This is a genomic window from Cupriavidus sp. 01T418 (assembly GCF_056398885.1).
Genome location: NZ_JBFTQG010000005.1, coordinates 100,886 through 124,792 on the forward strand (window position 1 = coordinate 100,886; position 23,907 = coordinate 124,792).

General features: G+C 65.3%; 20 protein-coding genes and 2 pseudogenes. 6 read left to right on the top strand and 16 right to left on the bottom strand.

What is annotated here, in order from left to right:
• The first annotated feature begins 7 nt into the window (after positions 1 to 7).
• From AC1DQ3_RS07915 to AC1DQ3_RS07925, 3 genes and pseudogenes are all read left to right on the top strand, one after another.
• Complete coding sequence (locus AC1DQ3_RS07915) at positions 8 to 688, top strand: response regulator transcription factor (protein ID WP_477119800.1); 681 nt, start codon at positions 8 to 10, stop codon at positions 686 to 688.
• Between the two features lie 82 nt (positions 689 to 770).
• Positions 771 to 4,208 carry an adenylate/guanylate cyclase domain-containing protein gene (locus tag AC1DQ3_RS07920; protein WP_477119801.1) on the top strand — a complete coding sequence of 1,146 codons (3,438 nt, stop codon included), beginning with the start codon at positions 771 to 773 and terminating at the stop codon, positions 4,206 to 4,208.
• Positions 4,209 to 4,211: 3 nt separating this feature from the next.
• Positions 4,212 to 4,313: pseudogene (locus AC1DQ3_RS07925) on the top strand (IS6 family transposase); the annotation flags it as partial.
• Positions 4,314 to 4,509: 196 nt separating this feature from the next.
• Here the strand turns inward: AC1DQ3_RS07925 and AC1DQ3_RS07930 are convergent.
• A complete protein-coding gene (locus tag AC1DQ3_RS07930) occupies positions 4,510 to 6,666 on the bottom strand; it encodes an alpha/beta hydrolase fold domain-containing protein (RefSeq protein ID WP_477119627.1) in 2,157 nt (718 codons plus the stop codon).
• 74 nt (positions 6,667 to 6,740) lie between these two features.
• On the opposite strand from AC1DQ3_RS07930, the gene AC1DQ3_RS07935 reads away from it, so the two are divergent.
• Positions 6,741 to 7,439: a TetR/AcrR family transcriptional regulator gene (locus tag AC1DQ3_RS07935; RefSeq protein ID WP_477119628.1), complete on the top strand. Its 699-nt coding sequence runs from the start codon at positions 6,741 to 6,743 to the stop codon at positions 7,437 to 7,439.
• A 29-nt stretch (positions 7,440 to 7,468) separates the two neighbouring features.
• Here the strand turns inward: AC1DQ3_RS07935 and AC1DQ3_RS07940 are convergent.
• From AC1DQ3_RS07940 to AC1DQ3_RS07955, 4 genes and pseudogenes are all read right to left on the bottom strand, one after another.
• Positions 7,469 to 7,630: pseudogene (locus tag AC1DQ3_RS07940) on the bottom strand (DDE-type integrase/transposase/recombinase); the annotation flags it as partial.
• Between the two features lie 155 nt (positions 7,631 to 7,785).
• Positions 7,786 to 8,295 (bottom strand): type II toxin-antitoxin system YhaV family toxin, encoded by a 510-nt coding sequence (locus AC1DQ3_RS07945; RefSeq protein ID WP_477119629.1) that lies wholly within the window; start codon positions 8,293 to 8,295, stop codon positions 7,786 to 7,788.
• Positions 8,292 to 8,621 (bottom strand): type II toxin-antitoxin system PrlF family antitoxin, encoded by a 330-nt coding sequence (locus AC1DQ3_RS07950; protein ID WP_477119630.1) that lies wholly within the window; start codon positions 8,619 to 8,621, stop codon positions 8,292 to 8,294. Before AC1DQ3_RS07950 ends, AC1DQ3_RS07945 begins: the two co-directional genes overlap by 4 nt.
• 168 nt (positions 8,622 to 8,789) lie before the next feature.
• On the bottom strand, positions 8,790 to 10,046 hold the full coding sequence (locus AC1DQ3_RS07955; RefSeq protein ID WP_477119631.1) for an anion transporter: 1,257 nt from the start codon (positions 10,044 to 10,046) through the stop codon (positions 8,790 to 8,792).
• 291 nt (positions 10,047 to 10,337) lie between these two features.
• Here AC1DQ3_RS07955 and AC1DQ3_RS07960 point away from each other — a divergent pair, with 291 nt between their 5' ends.
• The gene (locus AC1DQ3_RS07960) at positions 10,338 to 11,261 is read left to right on the top strand and encodes an acetaldehyde dehydrogenase (acetylating) (protein ID WP_477119632.1); all 924 of its coding nucleotides are present in this window, start codon (positions 10,338 to 10,340) and stop codon (positions 11,259 to 11,261) included.
• A 9-nt stretch (positions 11,262 to 11,270) separates the two neighbouring features.
• Entirely contained in the window at positions 11,271 to 12,290 is a 1,020-nt protein-coding gene (gene dmpG, locus AC1DQ3_RS07965) for a 4-hydroxy-2-oxovalerate aldolase (RefSeq protein WP_477119633.1), read from the top strand.
• 271 nt (positions 12,291 to 12,561) lie between these two features.
• On the opposite strand, the gene AC1DQ3_RS07970 is transcribed toward dmpG, so the two are convergent.
• From AC1DQ3_RS07970 to AC1DQ3_RS08020, 11 genes are all read right to left on the bottom strand, one after another.
• On the bottom strand, positions 12,562 to 13,923 hold the full coding sequence (locus AC1DQ3_RS07970; protein WP_477119634.1) for a spinster family MFS transporter: 1,362 nt from the start codon (positions 13,921 to 13,923) through the stop codon (positions 12,562 to 12,564).
• Positions 13,924 to 13,990: 67 nt separating this feature from the next.
• A complete protein-coding gene (locus AC1DQ3_RS07975) occupies positions 13,991 to 15,502 on the bottom strand; it encodes an amidase (RefSeq protein ID WP_477119635.1) in 1,512 nt (503 codons plus the stop codon).
• A 162-nt stretch (positions 15,503 to 15,664) separates the two neighbouring features.
• Positions 15,665 to 16,222: a hypothetical protein gene (locus AC1DQ3_RS07980; protein WP_477119636.1), complete on the bottom strand. Its 558-nt coding sequence runs from the start codon at positions 16,220 to 16,222 to the stop codon at positions 15,665 to 15,667.
• Positions 16,219 to 16,770, bottom strand: coding sequence for a TetR family transcriptional regulator (locus AC1DQ3_RS07985; protein WP_477119637.1), 552 nt, complete (start codon positions 16,768 to 16,770; stop codon positions 16,219 to 16,221). The genes AC1DQ3_RS07980 and AC1DQ3_RS07985 overlap by 4 nt, the downstream gene beginning before the upstream one ends.
• 72 nt (positions 16,771 to 16,842) lie before the next feature.
• Positions 16,843 to 18,045: an acetyl-CoA C-acyltransferase gene (locus AC1DQ3_RS07990; RefSeq protein ID WP_477119638.1), complete on the bottom strand. Its 1,203-nt coding sequence runs from the start codon at positions 18,043 to 18,045 to the stop codon at positions 16,843 to 16,845.
• Positions 18,046 to 18,144: 99 nt separating this feature from the next.
• On the bottom strand, positions 18,145 to 18,603 hold the full coding sequence (locus AC1DQ3_RS07995) for a MaoC family dehydratase (RefSeq protein ID WP_477119639.1): 459 nt from the start codon (positions 18,601 to 18,603) through the stop codon (positions 18,145 to 18,147).
• A gap of 8 nt (positions 18,604 to 18,611) precedes the next feature.
• Positions 18,612 to 19,397, bottom strand: a complete 786-nt coding sequence (locus tag AC1DQ3_RS08000; RefSeq protein WP_477119640.1) for an SDR family oxidoreductase — start codon at positions 19,395 to 19,397, stop codon at positions 18,612 to 18,614.
• Positions 19,398 to 19,525: 128 nt separating this feature from the next.
• Positions 19,526 to 20,401 (bottom strand): SDR family oxidoreductase, encoded by an 876-nt coding sequence (locus AC1DQ3_RS08005; protein WP_477119641.1) that lies wholly within the window; start codon positions 20,399 to 20,401, stop codon positions 19,526 to 19,528.
• Between the two features lie 70 nt (positions 20,402 to 20,471).
• A complete protein-coding gene (locus AC1DQ3_RS08010; RefSeq protein ID WP_477119642.1) occupies positions 20,472 to 21,626 on the bottom strand; it encodes an acetyl-CoA C-acetyltransferase in 1,155 nt (384 codons plus the stop codon).
• Between the two features lie 16 nt (positions 21,627 to 21,642).
• Positions 21,643 to 22,716, bottom strand: coding sequence for an acyl-CoA dehydrogenase family protein (locus AC1DQ3_RS08015; protein WP_477119643.1), 1,074 nt, complete (start codon positions 22,714 to 22,716; stop codon positions 21,643 to 21,645).
• Between the two features lie 14 nt (positions 22,717 to 22,730).
• Positions 22,731 to 23,894: an acyl-CoA dehydrogenase family protein gene (locus AC1DQ3_RS08020; RefSeq protein WP_477119644.1), complete on the bottom strand. Its 1,164-nt coding sequence runs from the start codon at positions 23,892 to 23,894 to the stop codon at positions 22,731 to 22,733.
• Positions 23,895 to 23,907: the final 13 nt, after the last annotated feature.

A 23,907-nucleotide genomic window follows, 5' to 3' on the forward strand; every position in this document is an offset into this window, starting at 1 on the left:
GTTGCCGATGACACCAGCCCACGCCATGGCACATAGCCCGGAATCGTCGTCGGCGCACGCCCCGCCGGTCGTCTTCGTCGTCGATGACGACATCTCCGTGCGTGAGTCGCTGGAAGCGATGATCCGTTTCGCGGGTTTCAGGGTGGAGACGTTCGCCTCCGCGCGGGATTTTCTCAAATGCCCACGCGCCATGGCCCCGCACTGCCTGGTGCTGGACGTCGGCCTTCCCGATCTCAGCGGTCTCGATCTTCAGAGCCTGATCGCATCCGAGCGCACCGACATGCCGATCATCTTCATCACCGGCTACGGCGACGTGCCGATGACGGTGCGTGCCATGAAGGCGGGAGCAGTTGAGTTTCTCACCAAGCCTTTTGACGACCAGGTCCTGCTTGATGCAATCCGGCAGGCCATCGAGCGCAGCCGGATGGCACGGACAGAACAGGCCGAGCTCAAGGCGCTCCAGGAGCGCCACGCCTCGCTCAGCCAACGCGAGCGCGAGGTCATGGCGCTGGTGGTATCCGGCCTGATGAACAAGCAGGTAGGCGGCGAGCTGGGCATCAGCGAGATCACCGTGAAGGCGCACCGCGGCCAGGTCATGCGCAAGATGAACGCCCGCTCGCTTGCCGATCTCGTGACCATGGCCGCGAGGCTTCGCCTTGGCGGCGTGCGCAAGGTGACGCCGCCGTAGGCCCCCGGCGCTCCCTATCTTGATATGGAAGTGGGGAAAGCGTCTAATCGTGCAGACGAAGGCCAAGGAAGTCGAGGGCTATATGCGCTGCACAAATTGCGGATTCGAGAACCCCGCTGGTGCCAAATTCTGCGAGGATTGCGGCGCCAAGCTTGCACGGCTCTGCCCGAACTGTGGCCACGAGTCGAGCCCCGCCGCCAGGTTTTGCGGCCAATGTGGCTCATCCCTGGCCGACTCACCCGAAGTGTCTTCGAGCCGCCCTCCTGCCCCCATACACTACACCCCGCCCCACTTGGCCGAGCGTATTCTGGCCGAGCAGGAGGCCATGGAAGCCAGGGGAGCAACTACCGGTGAACGCAAGACCATCACTGCCCTGTTCGCCGACATGGCCGGCTCCACGGCGTTGATCCACGATCTGGACCCGGAAGAAGCCCGCCACCTGATCGACCCCGTCATGGCCCTGATGATGGAGGCGGTGCACCACTATGAGGGCTACGTGGCCAAGTCCCTGGGCGATGGCATATTGGCCCTGTTTGGCGCGCCCATCGCCCACGAGGATCATCCCCAACGGGCGTTGTATGCGGCGCTGCGCATGCAGGAGGCGATGCGCAGCCACGGTGACCGGATCCGCCTGAACCTGGGCATACCGCTTCAGATTCGAGTTGGGATCCACACGGGAGAGGTGGTGGTGCGCTCCATCCGCAAGGACGACCTGCGCACGGACTACGACCCGGTGGGGCACACAATTCACATCGCCTCCCGCATGGAGAGCATCGCCACGCCTTCGTCCATTGTCGTGAGCGAGGAGACATGCAGGCTGACCGAGGGTTACTTCGAATTCAAAGCTTTGGGGGCCGCCCCGGTAAAAGGCATCCCCGAGCCGCTCGCCGTGTACGAGGTGCTTCGCCTCGGGCCATTACGCACGCGCCTCCAGGTGGCGGAGCGTCGCGGCTTGGCCCGCTTTGTCGGGCGCCAGCCCGAACTGGAGCAATTGCACAAGGCGTTAGACCTGACCAAGGCAGGACAAGGGCAAATCGTCGGAGTGGTTGGCGAGGCCGGGGTTGGAAAGTCTCGGCTGTTCCATGAGTTCAAGGGGGTCTCGCAGCGGGGCTGCCTGGTGCTGGAGACCTTCTCGGTCTCGCACGGCAAATCCTTTGCCTATTTGCCGCTAATCGAACTCTTGAAGAACTATTTTCAGATTATCCCCCAGGACGAGGAGCGAAGGCGCCGGGAGAAGGTGGCTGGCAGGGTTCTTATGTTGGAGCGCACTCTGGAAGACCTCCTGCCTTACCTGCTCTACTTGCTGGGAATCAGCGAGCCGGGTTCAGCGCTGCCGAACATGGACCCCGAGATCCGGCGCCAACGTACGTTCGAAGCGATCACGCGACTGCTTGTGCGGGAAAGCCTCAATCAGCCCATTGAACTCCTGTTCGAAGACCTGCAATGGCTGGACAGCGAAACCGAAGCCTTCCTTGGTGTCCTCATCGACCGCCTGCCGAGCGCCAGGATTCTCCTCCTCTTGAACCACCGGCCGGAGTATCGGCATGGCTGGGGCCACAAGCGCTTCTACACCCAACTTCGGCTGAATCCACTGGGCCAGGTCGAGGCCCAGGGATTGCTCACCGCCCTGCTTGGGGATGACCCCGGACTCATGTCCCTCAAAGAGCTCATCCTGGAGAAGACGGAGGGCAACCCCTTCTTCATCGAGGAGGTGGTGCAGACCTTGTCCGAAGAGAAAGCACTGTTTGGCGAGCCCGGAAAATACCGCATAGAGAAGACGCCCGCGGCGCTGCATATCCCGACCACGGTGCAGGGCGTGCTGGCTGCCCGCATAGATCGGCTGCCCTGCGCTGAGAAGGAGTTATTGCAGACGCTTGCCGTGATCGGCAAGGAGTTTCCCTTGGGCCTGGTCCAGCGGGTCGTCGTGCAGCCGGATGACCAACTGCGCCATCTTCTGGCCCGCCTGGAGGCTGGCGAGTTCATTTACGAGCGTCCTGCTTTCCCCGAGATGGAGTATACGTTCAAGCATGCCCTCACCCAGGAAGTCGCCAGCAATTCTCTACTCAAGGAACAGCGCAGCGTGCTGCATGAACGCACGGCTCACGCCATCGAGGGACTCTTCCACAGTCGGCTAAAGGACTACTGCAGTGAACTGGCACGCCACTACAGCCTTAGCGGCAACCATCCCAAGGCTGTGGAGTACCTGCATTGCACGGGGAAACAGGCTCTCCAGCGTTCCGCCAATTTTGAAGCGATTGGTCACCTCAGCGCGGCCCTGGGGCTGCTCAAGCGCCTGCCCGACACGCCCGAACGCGCGAGTCAGGAACTCACCTTGCTGCTTGCCATCGGTCCGGCCCTGATTGCTGCCAGAGGTCATGCCTCGTCGGAGGTGGAGGCGACCTATAGCCGCGCGCTGGCATTATGCGGACAGGCTGGAGAAACGCCGCAGCTCTTTCCTGCGCAGCTTGGACTGCGCACGTATTACATCTTGCGCGCGGAGTTGGAGAAGTCACGTGAATTGGGTGAGCGCTTGCTCAGCTTGGCTGAAAACGCTCAGGACCCGGAGCTTCTTGGGGAGGCGCATGTCTCGCTCGGTGCAACTCTGTTCTTTTTGGGAGAGTTCAGCATGGCTCGTGCCCATCTGGAACAGGTGTCTGCAATCTACAACTCTGAGCGGCCTCCCACCCAGGCTGTTCTTTACGGGATGGACCCAGGGATACGCTGGTTGACCTTTTTGGCCCGGATCCAGTGCTATCAGGGCTTTCCGGATCAGGCCCGCAAGCGAGGCCAGGAGGCACTTTCGCAGGCCCACAAGATATCTCAGCCATTTAGCCTTGCGCACGCCCTGATCTTCATGGCCGAGCTTCATCAGTTTTGGCGTGAGACACGGCAAGTGCAAGAATGCGCCGAGGCGGCCATTGCGCTCTCGACTGATCAGGGGTTCCCGTTCTGGTTGGGCTGGGCAACCATCCTTCGGGGCTGGGCCCTGGCCGAACAGGGAAGCGGTGAGGATGGCATCGCACAGATACACGAAGGTCTGACCGCTTATCAGGCTACTGGGGCTCAGTTGGGGCGGCCACACTTCCTGGCTCTGCTGGCCGAAGCCTATGGAAATACGAGGCAGGCCGACAAAGGCCTGAGCGTACTGGCCGAGGCGATGGACATGGCGGACAGAACCGGAGAACGCTACTACGAAGCGGAATTGCACCGGCTCAAAGGAGAGTTGATGCTCCTTCGTTTGCGCGTTTTGCCCCATGAGTCCGCTAACGGCGAAGAAGCAGAAGAAGAAGCGGAAGCGTGTTTTGATAAAGCGATAGAGGTAGCTCGCCGCCAACATGCCAGGTCGTTCGAACTGCGAGCGACGCTAAGTCTGGCGCGGCTATGGCAACGACAGGGCAAGACGGAAGCTGCACTGCTGAGGCTCACTGAGATCCATGGCACTTTCACCGAAGGCTTCGACTCCGCTGACTTTCTGCAGGCCAAGGCATTGCTTGGGGCCGCTTCGGAAAACGGAAAATAAAGCACGCCAGACGGCAGCCTGGCCAACCTGGCGGCGCTGCATGACATCAACGTCGAACGGGAAACCCCAATCGTCATTCGCCAGGTCAAGTACCTGAACAACGTGTCGAGCAGGACCCAGTACAGCGTGATGTCTCGAGCATCTCATCCTTGGTGAGTGAGCGCTCGGGGTCGCCGCCGCTGTAGGTCCAGGCTGCGAATTTGTCGTACGTCTTAAGGCGTTGGACAAGGCTGACGATTGAAGTCGAGTCGCGCGCCCGGTTGGCATATCTTCCCGGGCGGGCGTTGCAGGCATTGGCCCTTCAGGCCGCCGTCACCGCCAGTGCGGAGCAGCCAATGCGCTGCCGACTCCAATCGGAAAATTCGGCCAATGTCCGCCGCGCCTCGGGCAAGAACGGAAACAGCGTGAAGACATGCACAGAATCCTCGACGACGCGTAGCGTCGTGTCTACCCCGCTGGACCGCGCCTTGTCAGCCAGTCGCATAGTGTCACATTGGAGTACCTCGCCCTCCGCGGCAGCAAGAAGCAGCGGGGGAAGACCGCGAAGGTCACCATACAGAGGGGAGACGAGCGGATCCGTCGGCTCGTGGCCTTGGAAGTAGGACGCTCCCAGCAGGCTCAGCGAATCCCGATGCGCTGCCGGGTCGTCTCCGGAGCGGGCCTGAACGCTCGGATCGCTCAACGACAGGTCGGCAAAGGGACAGACCGCGAAGACGCCGGCAGGAGCAGGCAAGCCAGCGCTGCGGATCGCTATGGCCAGGGCCAGGGCCAGTCCACCGCCCGACGACTCGCCACTGAGGATGATCTGTCGAGAAGGGACGCCGGTAGCGAGAAGACCACGGTAGGCGTCCAGGGCATCGTCGACGGCGGCAGGATAGGGATGCTCAGGGGCCAGCCGGTATTCGACCGTGTAGCAGGCTCCGCGGACTGCCGCGGAAAGTCGATGCGCATACTCCAGCGAACTGCGCGCCGAACCGAGCACATACGCGCCGCCATGAAAATGCAGCACGACGGGGTTTTCTGTTGAGGCTTCAGCGGCGTCTACTCTGAGCGCCTGCACGCCATGGAGTTCGACTTGCTCTATGGACGCGCCGTGCGGCACCGGGAAGTGGCTCAGCAGCATGCGATCGTAAGCCTCGCGCATGCCATCGTGGCCGCGAGCCACGTCTTCCGGCGCGAATGTATTTTTCCAGATGTCGAATGCGCGCTGGCTCTCTGGCCGCTGCATGCGCCTCCCCTCGCGGGCATTGGCAATGCCCACCACTTCGTCGGGAGCTTGCTGAGCTGCCAGGCGCTCGTCGTGTCCCCATACAAAGGCCCAGGAGGTCTCGGCAAGGGGATCGATACGAGCCATCCCTTTCCAGCGACCATTTCGTACGCGCACACGCTCCGGATCGGATTCGTGCACCATTTTCACAATGGCGCGGGCACCGGCCTGTACGCGTGTGGTGCGTGGTTGCCGGCGGCGTTCATACTCGAGCAGTCGCTCGGCGATACTCGCGTTGCTCTCCCTTGCCAAGGTGACCGCCAGAGTCCAGGCGTCCTCGATGGATTGGCATGCGCCCTGCGCGAGGAATGGCACCATGGCATGAGCAGCATCGCCAAGCAGCGTGATGCGCCCGGTGCTCCACTGCTCGATCGGATCGCGGTAATACATTGCCGTGATCAAGCTGGTCTCCACCTGGTCAATCAATGCGGTAACCGTCGGCTCGGCTCCCTGGAATGAGCGTCGTAGTTCCTCGATGTCGCCACTGGTGCTCCAGCTTTCGCGATGCACTTCCCCCGCCGGCACCGACGCGAGAATGCTGTAAAGGTCCGGGCGCACCCAATACGAGATCACGGTGCGTCCCGGGCCGAACCAGTTGTTGCCTCGCACGGGAAGCGGCAGGCCTGCAAGCTTATGGGCCGGAATCAGCGCGCGCCACATCAGAATGTTGGCGAACTGAGTCTTTTCCGGCCCCCGAAGCGCTGCACGCACGGCCGAGTGAATACCATCGGCACCCACCACAACGTCAGCCTCGACCCTCTCCCCTCCGACAAGATCCACCCACGCCCGATCGGCGGTCTGGCCAATAGAGGCGACCTTGACACCGAGTCGGATAGCACTTGCAGGCAACCCGCGCGCGAGGATGTCAATCAGGTCGGCACGATGCACGTTGTACATCGGCGCACCATAGCGCTTGGCGGCTTCCGGGCCGAGCGGCGCGAAATACAGTCGACGTCCAGTGATCAGATCGCGGTAGTCAAATCCATCGGGCTGAGTAGCAACGGCAGCCAGGGCTGCTTCAACGCCCAGTTCACGCAACACAAGTGCTCCATTGCTTGCTACCTGTATGCCGGCCCCTACCTCCGTCAATTTTTCCGCTTGCTCGAGAACTACCGCGTCGATGCCGTGGTGCCGCAGAGCCAGTGCCGCACAAAGTCCTCCGATGCCCGCGCCTACAATGATCACTCGCATGTTAATACGCTCCTTGCGCATAAGTAAGTTGTGTGTCTTAATTAATATAGATTGCTTAACTAGAGATGACATCAGTGAAAACCCTCAGGGCTGATGGTTTGGAGACGCGGGCTCGGCTCAAGCAGGCGGGACAGCGGCTGTTTGCCCTGCGCGGAGTTGAAGGCGTGACAGTGCAGGAGATCGTGTCGGCCGCGGGCCAGCGGAACAACGCCGCGTTGCACTATCACTTCGGATCCAGGCGAGACCTGCTCAAGGAGTTGGTGCGCGACGGCGCTCAGCTCATCGATGCCCGGCGCCAGGCCATGCTTGACCAGATGGAGGCGACACAAACACTGTCGATACGAGGTTTGATCGAGGCGCTGGCGTACCCCCTGCTCGAACTTGGCCAGCAGACGGGCCAGTACACCTACATTCGCATGATCGCGAGTGTGCAACTCACCGATCGCGAAATGCTTCGGGAGGCGGTAGGCGAAACCTGGAACAAGGGTTATCGGCGCTGCCTGGCGCACCTTGGGGCACTGCTGCCCCATATTCCCCCCGAGATCCTTCAACAGCGACTCTCGCTGGTTGGTATATATGGCAGCGCAGTGTGGGCGGCCTGGGAAGCCGCCATGGATCTGCAAGTGGCCAATCGGTTCTGGGAGCCGGCCTATAGCATATCCAATGTGCTGGACACGCTTCAGGCGATGCTGGAGGCGGTGCCTTCAGCGTCGACGCTCGGGCTACTTGCCCCGTCAACTGCGAGCAGCGTCCAAACGCTCCCTTCAAAGTAGAGGAGTCCGGACTGTCGCACGGCAGCATGGCCGGGACGCTGCATCTGCCCCTTGGCGATCATATGCATCAACTCGATGCCACCCAGGAGAAGGCTCGCGCAGCGAAAGGCTTTATACCCGAGCATCGGTCGGGTGATGCGCTTGATCGCCCGATGGTCCTGCACGACGACGTTGTTCAGGTATTTGACCTGGCTCTACCGGAGGCTCACTGCGCAAAACCCGCGCCGGCATCACTTGTCAGCGCTAGCAAGTGTCGGGAGGGCGCATGGCAGTCGCAGTCGCTGCCAGAGCGTTGGGACGGAGACGACCAGCGGATGTCAGAGCACCACCAGATCGGATGGCAACGCTAAGCGCGAGTTGCCCCAGTGGCAAACCGCTGCAGGCGGTGGCCCTCGGCACTTACCTCTGCCAGCAACCGATGCCAATCGTCTGGCGGATGTCCGCTTTCCAGCATCCTGCGAAACACCCGGTAGGCGTGGTCGTTACTTTCGTAGGCGCGCTTGGTGTCCTCGTCGTTGACCCAGGCGAACACGATCACCTTGCCCGGCGCGTGGTAGCGGAAGAACAGCCGGTACTGCTGAAAGAACTCGGCGCGGAACCAGTGCTTGTGTTCGTCGCCGAGACTGTTGCCTTGCCGATATTCTGGCCTGGTTGGGTCCTGCGGGATAACGTCAAACGCCAACTTGCCGATCGCGGCCAATCGCTTGCTGGCATTCTTCTTCGCGTAGCCCACAGGGTCCTTTTGCTTGAACGCTTCGACTTGCTGGGTCAGGGCTTCCAGTTGCGCCAGGAAGAGGGGGTGGGCAAAAACCGTCCAGCCGTTGATGACCAAGGGACCAGTCTTGCTTGTGCTCATTCATCGTCTGCCGACAGGGGAGCATCGAGATCGACGTCGATGCCACCGACCAGTGCCTGTAACCGCTGTACAAGACCTCCATCAATGGCTTGCAGACGCTCTGGATGGCTGGCGATGTCTCGGGCCAAAAAGCCCAGGAACTGCCCAAGCACCGGGTCGTCTCCCTCGGATACCTCGGCGCGCGTCAGCACGACTTCGCCGCTGGGGCGGATCGTGTAGTGGATCTTGTCGCGCTTGCCCAGCCGCAGGGCGCGGCGCACGGTTTCCGGCACCGTTGTCTGATAGCGGTCGGTCAACGTGGATTCGACTTCGAGGGTTGCAGGCATAGCGCTCTCCAGTTGAAGAGGGGAATGTCTTGCATGGTAATGCAGATCAACTACCAAATCAATGCAATTGCATTGTCATGCGCGCTCACCCAGGAAAGGGTGCGTCAAAAGGGGTACCGAATGCCGCACTCGGCGCTGCGGCTACGCAAATGACCGCAGGGTCTGCAGCTATCCCCCCGAAGCGCCGAAATGCACGCGAAGGGCCAGGTAGGCAGCGGATATCGCCAGCGTCACGAGTGTCACCGGTACACCCACTGTCGCATGGCGACGCCAATCGATTCGGATGTTGCGCCTGGCCGCGGCATCCACCACGATGATGTTCGCGATGCTGCCGACGATGAACAGGTTGCCGGACAGCGAACTGACCAAGGCAAGGAGCGGTCCAGCCATCTCGTGATGCGCCAGCGGCAGTAGCAGCATCACGGCCGGCACATTGGATACAAGGTTCGACAGAACAAAGGTGGCCCCGAACAGCGGTGCAAGCTGGTCGAGGTGAAGTCCGGCAGCGGCGAAGTCGTCGATGACGGCGGCGGCGACGCCGGATTGCCGTAGCGCATGATTGATGACGAAGAGCGCCATGAACAGGACCAGGAGTTCCCAGTCCACGAGGCCAAGCGTCCGGGCTGAATGCATTTTCCGGCTCATCAACAACACGCCAGCGCCGATGAGCGCCACGTGCTCGCGCGGCCAGAGTCCAACGAGGAACGCCACAAGGAGCACGGCAGCAACTGTGAGGCCCTTGGCAGTCTGCCAGCGGTCCAGTGGCACTTCGTCGGCACGGCGTGCCGCCTCATCGCGCATGCCCACGGCGCTTGCGGGCGCCGACCAGCGACCCTTTGCCTGCCAGGCAATCAATGCCCACGTTGCCAAAAGACCGAAGGTCACGGGCACCATCGCCTCGCCAACATAGGCAAAGAACGGCATGTGCAACGTCTGGCCGATCAGCATGTTCTGGGGGTTCCCGATCAATGTGACGGCGGAACCAATATTGGAGGCACAGGCAAGCGCCAGCAGATAGGGCATTGGATCGAGGTGCCGCCTTTGGCAGGCATCGATCAGCACCGGGGCAACGGCCAGGCAGACGATATCGTTGCTGAAGACGGCCGACAGCGCCGCGACGCCAAAGATAAGCGCCCCGAGCAAGCCGGGCGGACTGAACGACAATGAAACGAACCGGTGCGTGATCCAGTCGTAAAAGCCGCCCAGCCGCATCTGTGCCGACACCACCATAAAGGAGAACAGCAGGATCACCGTCGGCAGATGGATGGAGCCCGCTGCCTCTTCCAGACTGACGGCATCGACACTGATCAAGGCAATGGCACCAAGCAGTGCCACTCCCGTCCGGTCCAGTTGAAGGAAGGGGAGCCCACCGAGAATCATCCCCAGGTAGACAACGAGAAAGATCATCACGATGGTGGCAGTCATTTGGTTAGGCGGGTCAGCCCGGTTGGACAAATATGGATTGTCACCCAATCGGCCTGTCCGGGGAAATCAGACCAATGCACGGCATCGGTGCCACGTTGCATCAGCCGGCCGTTCTACCCTTCGCGCCATGCATCCTTCGTTCGGACGACGAAACGGAGGGTCGCTCCACTTACGATGGGGCGTTCATTGGCGCACTGCCGATGCTTCTGTCCTGCAGGTCCCACTCCAACCAGACATGTCCCTCGGCCACAGGGGCAACTGCGCCGCTGAACTTCTCTCACGCGAGGCTCCATGAAGAAAATCAAATGCGCCCTGATCGGGCCAGGAAACATTGGCACCGATCTCCTCTATAAGCTGCTCCGCAGCGAGATCCTTGAGCCGGTCTGGATGGTCGGCGTCGATCCGACCTCGGATGGCCTTGCCCGCGCGCGCGAGCTGGGCCTGAAGACCACCAGCGACGGCATCGATGGCTTGCTGCCGCATCTTGCCGACGACGATATCCGTATCGCGTTCGACGCCACCTCCGCCTATGTCCACGCCGCCCATTCGGCCGCGCTGACCGCGCGAGGCGTGCGCGTGATCGACCTGACGCCGGCGGCGATCGGACCGTACTGCGTGCCCCCGGTCAATCTCGACGCCCACATCGGCAGCAACGAGATGAACGTCAACATGGTGACATGCGGCGGCCAGGCGACCATCCCCATGGTCTATGCCGTGTCACGCGTCCAGGCGGTAGCCTATGGCGAGATCGTTGCCACCGTGTCGTCGCGCTCGGTCGGCCCGGGCACGCGCCGCAACATCGACGAGTTCACGCAAACCACTGCCGGCGCCATTGAAGCGGTGGGTGGCGCGCGCCAGGGCAAGGCGATCATTGTCATCAACCCGGCCGAGCCGCCGCTGATCATGCGCGACACGATCCATTGCCTCACCGATGAAGACCCGGACGTGGCAGCCATCACCGCCTCCGTGCACGCCATGATCGAGGAGGTCCGGAAGTATGTCCCAGGCTACACGCTGAAAAACGGGCCGGTGTTCGACGGCAAGCGCGTCTCCATCTTCCTGGAAGTGGAGGGCCTGGGGGATTACCTGCCGAAATATGCGGGGAACCTCGACATCATGACCGCATCGGCTGCCCGCACCGCCGAGTGCATCGCCGCCGCCATGCGCCATGACGCGCCGGCGCACGGCACGCCATCATCCCCCCCGCTCGCCTGAGGAGAAAACATGGGACAGACCATTACCCTGCATGACATGACCCTGCGCGACGGGATGCACCCGAAGCGCCACCAGATCTCGCTTGAGGAGATGAAGCGCATTGCGCGCGGCCTGGATGCGGCCGGGGTGCCGCTGCTGGAAGTCACCCACGGCGACGGCCTGGGCGGCGCCTCCGTCAACTACGGCTTTCCCGCGCACAGCGATGAAGCCTACCTGCAGGCTGTGCTGGGCGAGGTGAAGCAGGCACGTGTATCCGCCCTGCTGCTGCCCGGCATCGGCACGGTGGACCACCTGCGCATGGCCCACGACCTGGGCGTCCATACCATCCGCGTGGCCACGCATTGCACGGAAGCAGATGTCTCCGAACAGCACATCGGCAAGGCGCGCGAACTCGGCATGGATACCGTCGGGTTCCTGATGATGGCGCATATGGCGCCAGCCGAGACGCTGGTGAAGCAGGCGCTGCTGATGGAAAGCTACGGTGCCAATTGCCTGTACATCACCGATTCGGCCGGCCACATGCTGCCACACGACGTCACCGAAAAGCTGACGGCAGTGCGCCAGGCGCTGCGCCCGGAAACGGAGCTGGGCTTCCATGGCCATCACAATCTGGCCATGGGCGTCGCCAACTCGCTGGCGGCGATCGCCTGCGGCGCCACCCGCATCGACGCCGCGGCGGCCGGCCTGGGCGCAGGTGCCGGCAACACGCCAATGGAAGTCCTGGTAGCCGTGTGCGAGCGGATGGGCATCGAGACCGGTGTCGATGTCTTTCGCATTGCCGACGTCGCCGAGGACCTGGTGGTGCCGATCATGGACCATCCGATCCGCATCGACCGCGACGCGCTCACGCTGGGCTATGCCGGGGTCTATTCGTCGTTCCTGCTGTTCGCCAAGCGTGCCGAGGCCAAGTACCGCATCCCGGCACGCGAGATCCTGGTGGAGCTTGGCCGGCAGCGGCTGGTTGGCGGTCAGGAGGACATGATCGAAGACACGGCGCTGGCGCTGGCGCGCCAGCGCGGGCTGATGTGAACTGAGGCGTCCCCGCGCCCGGGCTGGTCCCGTGGCGCGGGCAGACCGGCCGCCTGCAGGCGGCCTTTGGTGCCTTCACGGCTCGCTTCGCATCGCGGATGGGTGTGGCCCGCCCCTCGGGCGCTCCACACGGCCACACCGAATTTTGATTGGGCGGCCCCTCCCATTTCATGCATTTCATGGGGGAGCAAACCAGCGTTTTGCTTCCGGCCACTCGCACCCGTATGCAGTACCCACGCGAAAGTCCGAAGCACCTCTTTTATGCGGCTCCCTATGCGCGTGCTGCGGCGCGCTTCTCAGGTTCCGCGATGCCCTTGCCCGCCGCCACGCCGGCGGCTTCCGGCAACGCCCGGGCGAACGATTTGAGCGCCGTCGCGAGCAACCCCGCGGCGACAAGATTGGCCAGCGACGACGCGGCAAGCGCATGGCCCAGCGCCGCGCTGCCAAACTGTGCGGCCAGCCCGTCGCTGAGCACCCCCACCGCCAGCGGGCCCAACCCCGCACCGACCGCGAGAATGCCAAAGTTGTAGATCGCGATGACCGTGGCACGGCGATCCCCCGGGAACAGCTGCGTGACCGCGGAATAGCTCGGCGCCATCCACCACATCCCGAATACCGACATGCAGAAGATCAGCAGACCGACCGCGGGTATCGCCAGCGTGCCCAGGTGCCAGGCCGCATGCACCGGCGCCAGCGTCACCGCAAGCGCGCTGGGGAACGTCAGCAGCGCCCCGATCACCGGGATGCCCAGTTGCCAGCGGGCATCGCGGCGCGCCAGCCGGTCCGCCAGCCATCCGCTCGTCAGCGAACCGATCACGGCGCCGGGGCCGGCGGCCAGGCCCATCAGGGCGCCGGCATCCCGCAGCGTCATGCCATGGGTGCGTACCAGGAAGGCCGTACTCCAGATCCCGAAGGCATAGCCCGAGAACGCAAGCAACGCGCCCGAGACGACGATCGTGACGAACGTGCGCGAGCTCAGGATTTCGCCCAGCACCTCTCCCACCGGCTGCCCGCGCGGTGCGGCGACGCCCCTGGCATCGCCCGGGTAGTCGATGCGGGCCGGCTCGCGGGCCGTCGCGCGCAGCAGCAAGGCAACGGCAAGTCCGGGCAGGCCGAGCCAGAAGAACGTCACGCGCCATCCGTAGTAGTAGGTGAGATAGGCGCCGGCGCTCATCCCGATCAGCGTGCCGACCGGCGCCGCCAGCATCAGTATGCTGATCGCCCTGGCACGGCGCTGGGGCGGATAGAGATCCGCAATCATCGACATCGATGGCGCATTGCTGCCCGACTCGCCAATGGCAACGCCCATGCGGGCAATGGCGAGTTGCCAGTAGCCCGTGACGGCGCTGCACACGATGGTCATGACGCTCCAGGCCATGCAGCTGGCGGCAATGACATTGCGCCGGTTGGCGCGATCAGCATAGCGTGCAATGGGAATGGCGCAACAGCAATAGACTACGGAAAAGGCAAGCCCGGTCAGCAGGCCCATCGCCGCGTCGGAGACGTGGAACTCGTGCTTGATCGGCTCGATCACCACGCCTATCACCTGCCGGTCAATCAGGTTGATGACCGTGACGAGAAACAACAGGAGCAGGGTGTAGCGCTGACGCGCACCGGGGACTTCGTGCTTCATGGCAGTGGCTCGCTAAGATTGGGTGGATGCGTGCGCGTCGGCCGCGCCGGGTGGGAACCGACCGTGTTCAGGCGCGGGGAAGATCCGTGGCCGCCATGCTGCGTTCCCAGCCGGCGGGCGGCAAGCTCCATGGACGGGCCCTTTCGATCTGCCCGGCCAGCGAGAACAGGATGTCCTCGCGGCACAAGGCGGCCGTGAACATCATGCCGACCGGCATGCCGTCGGCCGTGAAACCGCTGGGCAACGACATCGACGGCTGTCCGCTGACGTTTGCCACCACGGTGAAGGCGGCGCTGCCCATCATCTTCGTGGCATAGGACGCGTAGGGCTGGTCGAGCCCGAAATCGCCGAGGACCGGCGTCTGGCCGGCGGTGACCGGGGACAGCAGCACGTCGTACCGCTCCATCATCTGGTCCATGGCCAATGCCACCTGGTCAAAGGTGCGGCGCGCCCGGAACAGGTTCTCGGCGCTGCTCGCCTTGTTGCGCTGGTAGAGCTCGAAGGTGATCGCCTCCAGGTCGTCCGCCGTGGCTTCGCGCCCCGCCGCGGCCTCGCGATCGCGGATCGCCGTGACCAGCGCCGCGCCGCAGGCGGCGCCATGCGCGCTGAACAGGCTGGCCGGGTCGACCGGCAGCCGCGCCGGCTCGATCCGATGTCCCATTGCCTCCAGCAGGCGGGCCGTTTCCTGCAGGACCGCGGCAATCTCCGGGTCGAGCGGCACGCCGGTCAGCGCAGCGGTCACCAGGCCGATGCGCAGCGGGCCCGGATCCTCGGCCTGGCATTCCACGAACGATCTCGGCACGGCAGGCAGCCAGTACGGACTGCCACGTTCGCGCCCGTGGCTGACGTCGAGCACCAGCGCCGAATCGCGGACCGTACGCGAGACCACGTGGCCGCAGCTTGCCCCGAACCAGCCTTCGAATGCGCCGGGCCCCTGGGGCGTGCGATAGCGGGTCGGCTTCAGGCCGAACACGCCGCAATACGCAGCCGGAATCCGGATCGATCCGCCGCCATCGGTTGCATGGGCAACCGGCACGATGCCGGCCGCCACGGCCGCCGCCGCACCCCCCGATGACCCGCCCGCACTGCGCCCCAGGTTCCATGGATTGCGGGTTCGGCCCCACAGCGCGGATTCCGTGGTGGTCGCGAGCCCGAACTCCGGTGTGGTGGTCTTGCCGAACACCAGCATGCCGGCCTCTTCGTAGCGGTGGACAATCGTGCTGGTATGCGTGGCGGCCGCGCCCTGCGCGAGAAAACGGCTGCCGTTGGTAGTCTTCGTGCCGGCCAGGTACGTGTTCATGTCCTTGATCAGCATCGGCACGCCGGCCAGGGGTGCCGTCCCGAGCAGGCCGGCGCTGCCGAGTTGCCGCAGGTGCGCGCGGGCATGCGCGTCGTGGCGCATGTTGACCGAGCGCACGATGGGGTCGACGGCATCGCAGCGCGCCATGGCCGCGGCGAGCAAGGCAGCGGGCTCCAGTTCGCCCATGCTGACCGCGGCCGCCATCTCCATGGCGTCCATGTCGAGGTATTCGTATTGATCGAGCGCTGGCAGCGCTTCCGGCGCGAGTGAATCAGGCATGATGGTTCCTGGCTGTGTCTCGATTGATCTCGTTGGGGCCTGTTCCCTACCTGGCGCCGGCACTGGGGTTTTCCCTGGAACGCATGGGAAATGGCAGTTCGGCCCGCACGCTGGCATCATTTTGCGCGGCCCCTGGCCTGACTGCAAATGAGGCCCGGGGCGTCAGGTGGACTGCCCAGACTGCCGGCAGCCCCGCAATTTATTCTTTCCGCCCTCAGCCCGCCGGGCATCGTCCGTAGGGACTAAGGACGGGTTCCCGGGAATTTGCACTTTTACCGGCTCGCCGAGCACGATGCGGCGTGCGCAGGTGAAGAAGAGCGCACGCAAGGCGGGATCGGACGAACGCTCGGCCAGCTCCCGGCATTTCTCGAACACCTCGATGCTGATGGACGTGCCGCCATCCACGGCGCACGCCAGCAGGACCAGGCATCGGCATGCGGCGCCCTGACCCGCATGCTGCCCGGCTTCTTCCAGGCACCGCTGCAATTCCGCCCTGGCCAGGCCATCGGGCGTGACCCGCGCGAAGATGCCGGCGCGCTCGGCACGGCGCTTGAGCTGCTCGGTCAGCCGGCGCACCTGGGCGAGAAGCCTTTGCCGCGCCAGCGCCCCGGTGTTGGCGTTCCCGGCACCGCATGCCGCAGGCATTGCCCGCCGGGCCGGTGCAGAGGCCGTGAGCCACGGCTCGGCTGCCTCGGCGGGCCGGATTGTCGCCGCGCTCATGCCCGCACCAGACCGATGGCCTTGCCGGCCAGTTCCTCCGCGCGCCCGGCCAGGTCGAAGCTTGGCGCAAACAGCCAGCTTTCCAGTACCCCGAACACATAGGCCTCATAGGCCAGCGCCACGGTGAGGATATTGGTGCTGGCCGGCAGGAGCCGCGACGCCACCGCCAGCTCCAGGCACCCGCCCGCATGGGCACGCAGGCGTGCGCTCAATGCGATGCGCTTGTCGCGGATGATGTCGGCGCCGCCCTGCTCCCCCCATTTGAAGAGCAGCGTGCTGCGCTGTCGCGCATCGTGCCGCCCGGCAACGGTCTGGAAGAACACCTCGGCGGTCACCGCCAGCGCCTGCAACGGCGAGCCTGCCGCAGGCGCGGCGAACGCTTCATCGAAAGAGAGCACGGCGGCCTGGCACACGTTCTCCAGCAAGTGCTGCTTGCTCTCAAAGTGCCAGTAGACCGCGCCGCGGGTCACACCTGCCACGCGGGCGATATCTTCCAGCGTGGTCCCGGCAAAGCCGGCGGCGCAGAACGCGCCCTCGGCGGCACGCATGATGCTCGTCCTCGTCTGATCCGCCTGCAAGGCGGTCCGCCTGACCATCGCGCGCTCCGCAGCCAGCCGTGGCTAGCGTACTTCGAACAGGCCCGCGGCGCCCATTCCGCCGCCGACACACATGCTGACCACCACGTAGCGGACACCACGGCGACGCCCTTCCAGCAGCGCATGGCCAACCAGCCGCGCCCCCGACATCCCGAAGGGATGCCCGATTGCAATCGCGCCCCCGTTGACATTGAGCCGGTCGGCCGGAATGCCAAGACGGTCGCGGCAATAGATCACCTGGCAGGCAAAGGCTTCATTGATCTCCCACAGCCCGATATCGCCCACGGTCAGCCCGTGCGCTGACAACAGTTTCGGAATCGCGAACACCGGGCCGATGCCCATCTCCTCCGGCCGGCAGCCGGCGACCGCCATGCCACGGTAAGCGCCGAGCGGCCGCAGCCCGCGGCGCGCCGCTTCCCTGGCCGACATCAGCACCGAGGCCGAGGCGCCATCGGAGAGCTGCGAGGCATTGCCAGCGGTGATATGCAGGCCTTGCGCTGCCCATTCGCCGCCCTTCCAGACGGGTCTGAGCGCAGCCAGGCTCTCCAGCGTCGTGTCGGCCCGGTTGCCTTCGTCACGCGCCAGCCTGACCGCCTCGCTGCCGGCCGCGTTGCCGGCCTTGTCAAACAGCGCGCGCGTGCTGGCCAGCGGCACGATCTCATCGTCGAACAGCCCGGCCTGTTGCGCGGCCGCCGTCCGTTGCTGGCTGCGCAGGGCATACTCATCCTGCGCGGTGCGCGGGATGCCGTAGCGCGCGGCCACCACCTCGGCGGTCTCGATCATCTGGATATAGGCCGCGGGCGCCGCCGCCAGCACCGCCTGGGATTGGGCACGATAGCTGTTCTTGTGCGGGTTCTGCACCAGCGAGATCGACTCCAGGCCCCCCGCCACGGCAATGGTGTGCTCGCCCGTCATGATGCTCTTTGCCGCGGCAGCGATGCTGACCAGCCCCGAGGCACACATGCGGTCGATCGTCATGCCGCCCACGCTGTCCGGCAGTCCCGCCGTATACGCGCACAGACGGCCAAGGTTATAGCCCTGCGTGCCTTGCTGCGCGGCAATGCCAAGCACGATGTCGTCGACCTCCTCGCCCGCTACCCCGGCCTTGTCCAGCGCGGCGCGGATGACATGCCCGCCCAGCACGGGCGCCTCGGTGTCGTTGAAGGCGCCACGGAAAGCCTTGCCGATCGGCGTGCGCGCGGTGGAAACGATAACGGCTTCTTGCATGATGAACCTCGGGTTGGGTTGGTGCGGGTTGGTGCGGGTTGGTGCGGTGGCGGTGCCGCGCCCGTATGGCCGGAGCATGCCGGCCAGGCGCCTGCCGCGTTATTCGAAATACAGGCGGCTGATGGTGTCGGCCACGCAGCCAGGCTTATCGGTGCCTTCGACCTCCACGGTGATGCGCACCGTCACCTGGACGCCGTCCCCGACCGCTTCGGCGCCCACTACCTGTCCGTGTCCGCGCACCCGCGCGCCTGCCCTGACCGGCGCCGGAAAGCGCACGCGGTCGCATCCGTAGTTGACGCCGAGGCGCAAGCGCTCATAACGCACCAGCTGCGGCAGGAACAGGTTGGCCAGCGCCAGCGTCAGGTAGCCATGCGCCACGCAGCCGCCGAACGGGCCTTCGCGGGCGCGTTCCGGATCGACATGGATCCACTGGTGATCCCCGGTGGCGTCGGCGAACTGGCTGATACGTTCCTGGCCCAGCGTAATCCAGCCGGTCACGCCAAGATCCTGGCCGCGCGCGTCCAGCACGGCCGCCACGGCATCGAAGCAGATGGTCATGGCTGCCCTCACGCGTGCTGGGAACTGACCGAGATCGTCTCGCCGGTCATGTAAGAGGCGTAATCGCTGGCGAGGAACACCATCACATTGGCCACCTCCCAGGGTTCCGCGCCACGCCCGAACGCCTCGCGGCTTGCCAGCTGCTCAAGCAGTTCCGGCGCGGCGGACTTTTTCAGGAAGGCATGGATCGCGATGGACGGGGCCACCGCATTGATGCGGATGCCATACTCGGCGGCCTCCATCGCCGCGCAACGCGTCAGCGCCATCACCCCGGCCTTGGCCGCGGCATAGTGGGCCTGCTCGACCTGGGCGCGCCAGCCCAGCACCGAGGCGTTGTTGACGATCACGCCACGGCCACGCGGCTGCATCACCCTGAGCGCCGCGCGCGTCATGCGGAACGTGCCCCCCAGCGTGATATCGACCACCCTGCTCCATTCGTCGTCGTCCATGTCGACGACGCGGCAGCTGGTGCCCATGCCGGCGTTGTTGACCAGCACGTCGATCCCGTCAAGCTGCGCATGGGCGGCGGACACCAGCGCCTGCACCTGCGCCTCCTGGCTGACATCGCACAACTGGCCGTAGACCTGCTGCAAGCCGGTGGCTTCGCGGATGGTGTTGACTGCTTCGTGCAGGCGCCGCTCATGCACGTCGGAGACGAACAATGCGCGGCAGCCTTCCTCGGCGGCGCGGCGCGCCACCGCAAAGCCGATGCCGGCGCCGGCGGCAGCCGTCACGAGGACGGACTTGCCGCGCAGCAGGCCGTGGGGGGCGACATAGTCGGGGGCGGAGTTCATTTCGGTTGCCTCAGGCAGTATCCGTTGCAATGCGTGCATCTTGGCGCGGGCGGATTGCGGCGGCATCGTCCTGACGGACGACGCGCCGTGGCCCTTGCAGACGTTCAGGCGTTCAGGCGTTCAGGCGTTCAGGTGCCATACACCTTCTGGGGCGGAACGCTGGCGGCGATCAGCTGCTCGACCACCCCGGCCAGTTCACCGGGTTCCCAGCGCCCGCCCTTGTCAACGGCGGGCCCCGTGCGCCAGCCGTCGGCCATGGACAGTTCGCCACCCTTTGCTTCAAAGCAGCGGCCGCTCACATGGCGGGACAGCGGGCTGCCCAGCCAGACCACCAGCGGCGCGACATTGGCCGGGTCCCACGCATCGAAGCCGCTGTCGGGCTTCTTCACCATCTCCGGCATGGCGCCTTCTGTCATGGATGTGCGCGCCGCGGGGGCCAGCGCATTGGCGGTGACGCCGTAGCGCGCCAGTTCCGCCGCCTGCACCAGTGTCAGTGCGGCAATGCCGGCCTTGGCCGCGGCATAGTTCGACTGCCCGACCGATCCCTGCAGGCCGGCGCCCGAACTCGTATTGATGATGCGGGCATCGACCGGCGCGCCGGCCTTGGCGGCGTCGCGCCAGCGCCGCGCCAGCACATTGGCCAGGCAGAAATGGCCCTTGAGATGAACGCGCATGACCTCATCCCAATCCTCCTCGGAGAGCGACAGGAACATGCGGTCACGCAGGATGCCGGCGTTGTTGACCAGCACGTGGACCTCGCCGAAGGCCGCCAGCGCGGCATCGACGATGGCCTGCGCGCCGGCCACGCCGGTGATGTCGCCGTGGTCGGCCAGCGCGCTGCCGCCGGCGGCACGGATTTCGGCGGCCACGGCAGCGGCAGCCTCGGCCCGGATATCGTTGACGACGACATTGGCGCCCGCGTCGGCGAAGGCGAGTGCGTAGGCGCGGCCGAGGCCCCCGCCGGCGCCGGTGATGATGACGGTACGGTCTTTGCAGAGAGTCATGTGGAGCTTGATCGGTCAGCGTGTGGATGCAAGCGCCCGGATCGGCGCCTGAGAATACTTGGGAAGCGGCTCACAGCCGCTCGATGATGGTGACGTTGGCTTGCCCGCCCCCTTCGCACATGGTCTGCAGGCCAAAGCGCCCGCCGCTGCGCTCAAGCTCATGGAGCAGCGTGGTCATCAGCTTCGCGCCGGATGCGCCCAGCGGATGGCCCAGCGCGATGGCGCCGCCATTGACGTTGGTGCGCGCGTGCGGATAGTCCGTTTCCTTCAGCCAGGCCATGACCACCGACGCAAAGGCCTCGTTGATCTCGACCAGGTCGATATCGTGCAGCCGCATGCCGCAGCGCTTGAGCGCGTGTTCCGTTGCGGAAATCGGCGCGGTCAGGTGCCAGATCGGATCGTCTGCGCGCACGCTCAGGTGGTGGATGCGCGCGCGCGGGGTAAGCCCGTAGCGCTTCAGTGCCGCCTCCGATACCACCAGCACGGCGGCGGACGCATCGCAGGTGGAACTCGATACCGCCGCCGTGATCTTCGGATAGTCCGGATCGACCGGAGCCAGGTCGGCCATCTTCTCCAGCGTGCTGGCGCGCGCGGTCTCGTCCATGTCGAGCATGCCGGGCACCGGTACCACCTCGCGCGCGAAGCGGCCTTCGGCCATGGCATGCAGCGCGCGCCGATGGCTCTCCAGCGCAAAGGCTTCCATCGCCTCGCGCGAGATCCCCCAATGGTCGGCGATGCGCTGCGCGGCATAGAACTGGTTGACCGGCGCATCGCCAAAGCGCGCCTGCCAGCCGCGGCTTTGCGCAAACGGCGTGGTAAACCCGAGCGGCTGCCCCGCCAGCATCGCCGACGAGATCGGAATGCTCGACATGGTCTGCACGCCGCCGGCCAGCACCACGTCCTGCGTGCCGCTCATCACCGCCTGCGCAGCGAAGTGGATGGCCTGCTGCGACGAGCCGCACTGACGGTCCACGGTCGTGCCCGGCACCACCATCGGCATGCCGGCGGCCAGCCACGCCGTGCGGGCAATGTCGCCGGCCAGTGCGCCGATGGTATCCACGCAGCCAAAGATCACGTCGTCATACTCATCGGCGGGAATCGGGTTGCGCGCGACCAGCGCCTCGATCACGTGCGCGCCAAGGTCGGCGCCGTGCATGGCCGCGAGCGAGCCGCGGCGTTTTCCGGTGGGTGAACGCAGGGCGTCCACGATATAGGCTTCTGCCACGGTATGGTCTCCGGGTTCAGGGGTTGAATGATGCCGTCGGGCCCAGCGGGGCGTCGTCGGCGAACAGCGCGGCGCCGACCCGGGCCTTGTGGAAGCCGCGATCGCCCCACGCCGCATCGAGCGCCCAGGCCCGCTTGGCGAACATCTGCAGGTCGACCTCCCAGGTGTAGCCCATCGCGCCGTGCACCTGCATCGCCTTGCGCGCCGCCGTCCAGGCGGCATCGGCGCAGGCCAGCTTGGCATGCGAGCTCAGCAGCGCGCAGTGGCGCTCGTCGTGGGCCAGCGCATAGGCGGCGCGATACAGCACCGGCCTGGCAAATTCGATGCGGGTGACCACGTCGGCCAGATGGTGCTTGACGGCCTGGAATGCACCGATCGGCTTGCCGAACTGCCTGCGTTGCGCCACGTAGTCGACCGCCATGTCGAGCATGCGCTGCGCCAGCCCGACAAGCTGGCCCGCCACGTTGATCACCCCGCGCTCCAGCGCGTGGCTCCACAGGCGCTGGCCGGCCTCACCCGCGGCCACCCGGGTCGCGGGGCCAGGGCTCCACCGCACCGCGGCAAGACGGCGCGATGCGTCGACACTGGCCTGCGGCTGCACCAGTTCGACCGCATCGCGCGGCACCGCGTGCAGCTCCGTGCCACCCGGCACCGCATGCGGCAGCAACAGGACATCGGCCATGTGCGCATCCGCCACCAGGGCATTGACCGGGTGCCCTACCGAGATCCGGCAGCCGCCATCCACCACACCAGGCAGCCAGCGCGCGCGCGCTGGGTGGCCAGGCTCGAGCCCGGCCAGCATGCCGGCGCCGACATAGGCGGTATCGGCCAGCGCGTCGGGCAGTGCGTAGTAACCCAGCTCCTGCGTCATCAGCGCCCAATCCACGTCGCTCAGGCCCATCCCGCCTTCCGCCTCGGGCACGGACATTCCGCTCAGGCCCTGCGCGGCGATCTTGCTGAACAGCTCGGGCGAGCGGCCGCTTTCGGTTTCCCAGATCTCGCGCAGCAGCTCGGGCGGCGCCTCGGTCATCAGGAAGCGGCTGACTGCCTCGCGAAAGGCAATCTGGTCCGCGGAAAAGGTGAAGTCCATCGGTAGCTCTCCGCTCAGTTCTTGGGAAGGCCAAGCACGCGCTCGGCAATGATGTTGCGCTGGATCTCGTTGGTGCCGGCGTAGATCGGACCGGCCTGCGCGAACAGAAAGCCCTCGAGCCAGTCATGGGCGGCCGGTGTGTCTGCCGCGCGCAGCAGCTCCGCCTCCGGGCCCAGGATGCGCATCGCGGTTTCATGCATATCCAGGTCGAGCTCCGACCAGAAGATCTTGTTGGTGCTTGCCTCCGCGCCGATCGTGGCGCCCTGGCGCAAGCGGCCCACGGTGTGGTAAGCGGCCAGTCCGTAGGCCTGCGCCCCCATCCAGGCGCGCAGCACGGCATCGCGCAGCATGGGGTCCAGATCCGCGGCGGCCTGGCGCTGGCGATAGAGCTGGATCAGCTTCTCGGCGGTACGCTGGTAACGGGCCGGTGAACGCAGCAGCAGGCCGCGCTCGAAGCCGGCCGTGGCCATCGCCACGTGCCAGCCCTGGCCTTCCTCGCCGACGCGGTTTTCCACCGGCACCTCGACGTTGTCGAAGAAGATCTCGGCGAATGCGTCCTTGCCATTGAGCGCCTTGATCGGGCGCACCGTGATGCCGGGCGCGTCCAGCGGTACCAGCAGGTAAGTCAGGCCGTGATGGCGTTGCGATGCCGGGTCGCTGCGGAACAGGCCGAACAGCCAGTTCGCAAAGATCGCGCGCGTGGACCAGGTCTTCTGGCCGTTCAGTACGTAGCGCTCGCCGTGCCGGATTGCCTTGCTGCTGATCGCGGCCATGTCGGAGCCGGCGTTCGGCTCCGACCAGCCCTGCGCCCACATGTCCTCGCAGCGTGCCATGCGCGGCAGGAAGCGCGCCTTCTGCTCGGCGGTGCCGAACTCCATCAGGGTCGGCCCCAGCAGCAGGATGCCGTTCTGGTTGACCCGCAGCGGTGCATCGGCCGCCGCATATTCCTCTTCAAAGATCAGCCACTCGATCAGGCCGGCATCGCGCCCGCCCAATGCGCCCGGCCACGTCACGCTGCTCCAGCCGCCCTCGGCCAGCACGCCCTCCCATGCCCGATGCTGCTCGAAGCCGACGCGCGTGTCATAGCTTTGCAAGGGTGCCGTGGGCACATGCTCGCGCAGCCATTCCCGCACCTCCTGACGGAACGCCACCTGTTCCCGCGTATTGTTCAGGTTCATTGCCCCCCCTTTC

Coding starts and splice junctions, on each gene's coding strand:
- AC1DQ3_RS07915 (WP_477119800.1), top strand. CDS start 8: ATGACACCAGCCCACGCCATGGCACATAGCCCGGAATCGTCGTCGGCG.
- AC1DQ3_RS07920 (WP_477119801.1), top strand. CDS start 771: ATGCGCTGCACAAATTGCGGATTCGAGAACCCCGCTGGTGCCAAATTC.
- AC1DQ3_RS07930 (WP_477119627.1), bottom strand. CDS start 6,666: ATGCGAGTGATCATTGTAGGCGCGGGCATCGGAGGACTTTGTGCGGCA.
- AC1DQ3_RS07945 (WP_477119629.1), bottom strand. CDS start 8,295: ATGAGCACAAGCAAGACTGGTCCCTTGGTCATCAACGGCTGGACGGTT.
- AC1DQ3_RS07950 (WP_477119630.1), bottom strand. CDS start 8,621: ATGCCTGCAACCCTCGAAGTCGAATCCACGTTGACCGACCGCTATCAG.
- AC1DQ3_RS07955 (WP_477119631.1), bottom strand. CDS start 10,046: ATGACTGCCACCATCGTGATGATCTTTCTCGTTGTCTACCTGGGGATG.
- AC1DQ3_RS07960 (WP_477119632.1), top strand. CDS start 10,338: ATGAAGAAAATCAAATGCGCCCTGATCGGGCCAGGAAACATTGGCACC.
- dmpG (WP_477119633.1), top strand. CDS start 11,271: ATGGGACAGACCATTACCCTGCATGACATGACCCTGCGCGACGGGATG.
- AC1DQ3_RS07970 (WP_477119634.1), bottom strand. CDS start 13,923: ATGAAGCACGAAGTCCCCGGTGCGCGTCAGCGCTACACCCTGCTCCTG.
- AC1DQ3_RS07975 (WP_477119635.1), bottom strand. CDS start 15,502: ATGCCTGATTCACTCGCGCCGGAAGCGCTGCCAGCGCTCGATCAATAC.
- AC1DQ3_RS07980 (WP_477119636.1), bottom strand. CDS start 16,222: ATGAGCGCGGCGACAATCCGGCCCGCCGAGGCAGCCGAGCCGTGGCTC.
- AC1DQ3_RS07985 (WP_477119637.1), bottom strand. CDS start 16,770: ATGCGTGCCGCCGAGGGCGCGTTCTGCGCCGCCGGCTTTGCCGGGACC.
- AC1DQ3_RS07990 (WP_477119638.1), bottom strand. CDS start 18,045: ATGCAAGAAGCCGTTATCGTTTCCACCGCGCGCACGCCGATCGGCAAG.
- AC1DQ3_RS07995 (WP_477119639.1), bottom strand. CDS start 18,603: ATGACCATCTGCTTCGATGCCGTGGCGGCCGTGCTGGACGCGCGCGGC.
- AC1DQ3_RS08000 (WP_477119640.1), bottom strand. CDS start 19,397: ATGAACTCCGCCCCCGACTATGTCGCCCCCCACGGCCTGCTGCGCGGC.
- AC1DQ3_RS08005 (WP_477119641.1), bottom strand. CDS start 20,401: ATGACTCTCTGCAAAGACCGTACCGTCATCATCACCGGCGCCGGCGGG.
- AC1DQ3_RS08015 (WP_477119643.1), bottom strand. CDS start 22,716: ATGGACTTCACCTTTTCCGCGGACCAGATTGCCTTTCGCGAGGCAGTC.
- AC1DQ3_RS08020 (WP_477119644.1), bottom strand. CDS start 23,894: ATGAACCTGAACAATACGCGGGAACAGGTGGCGTTCCGTCAGGAGGTG.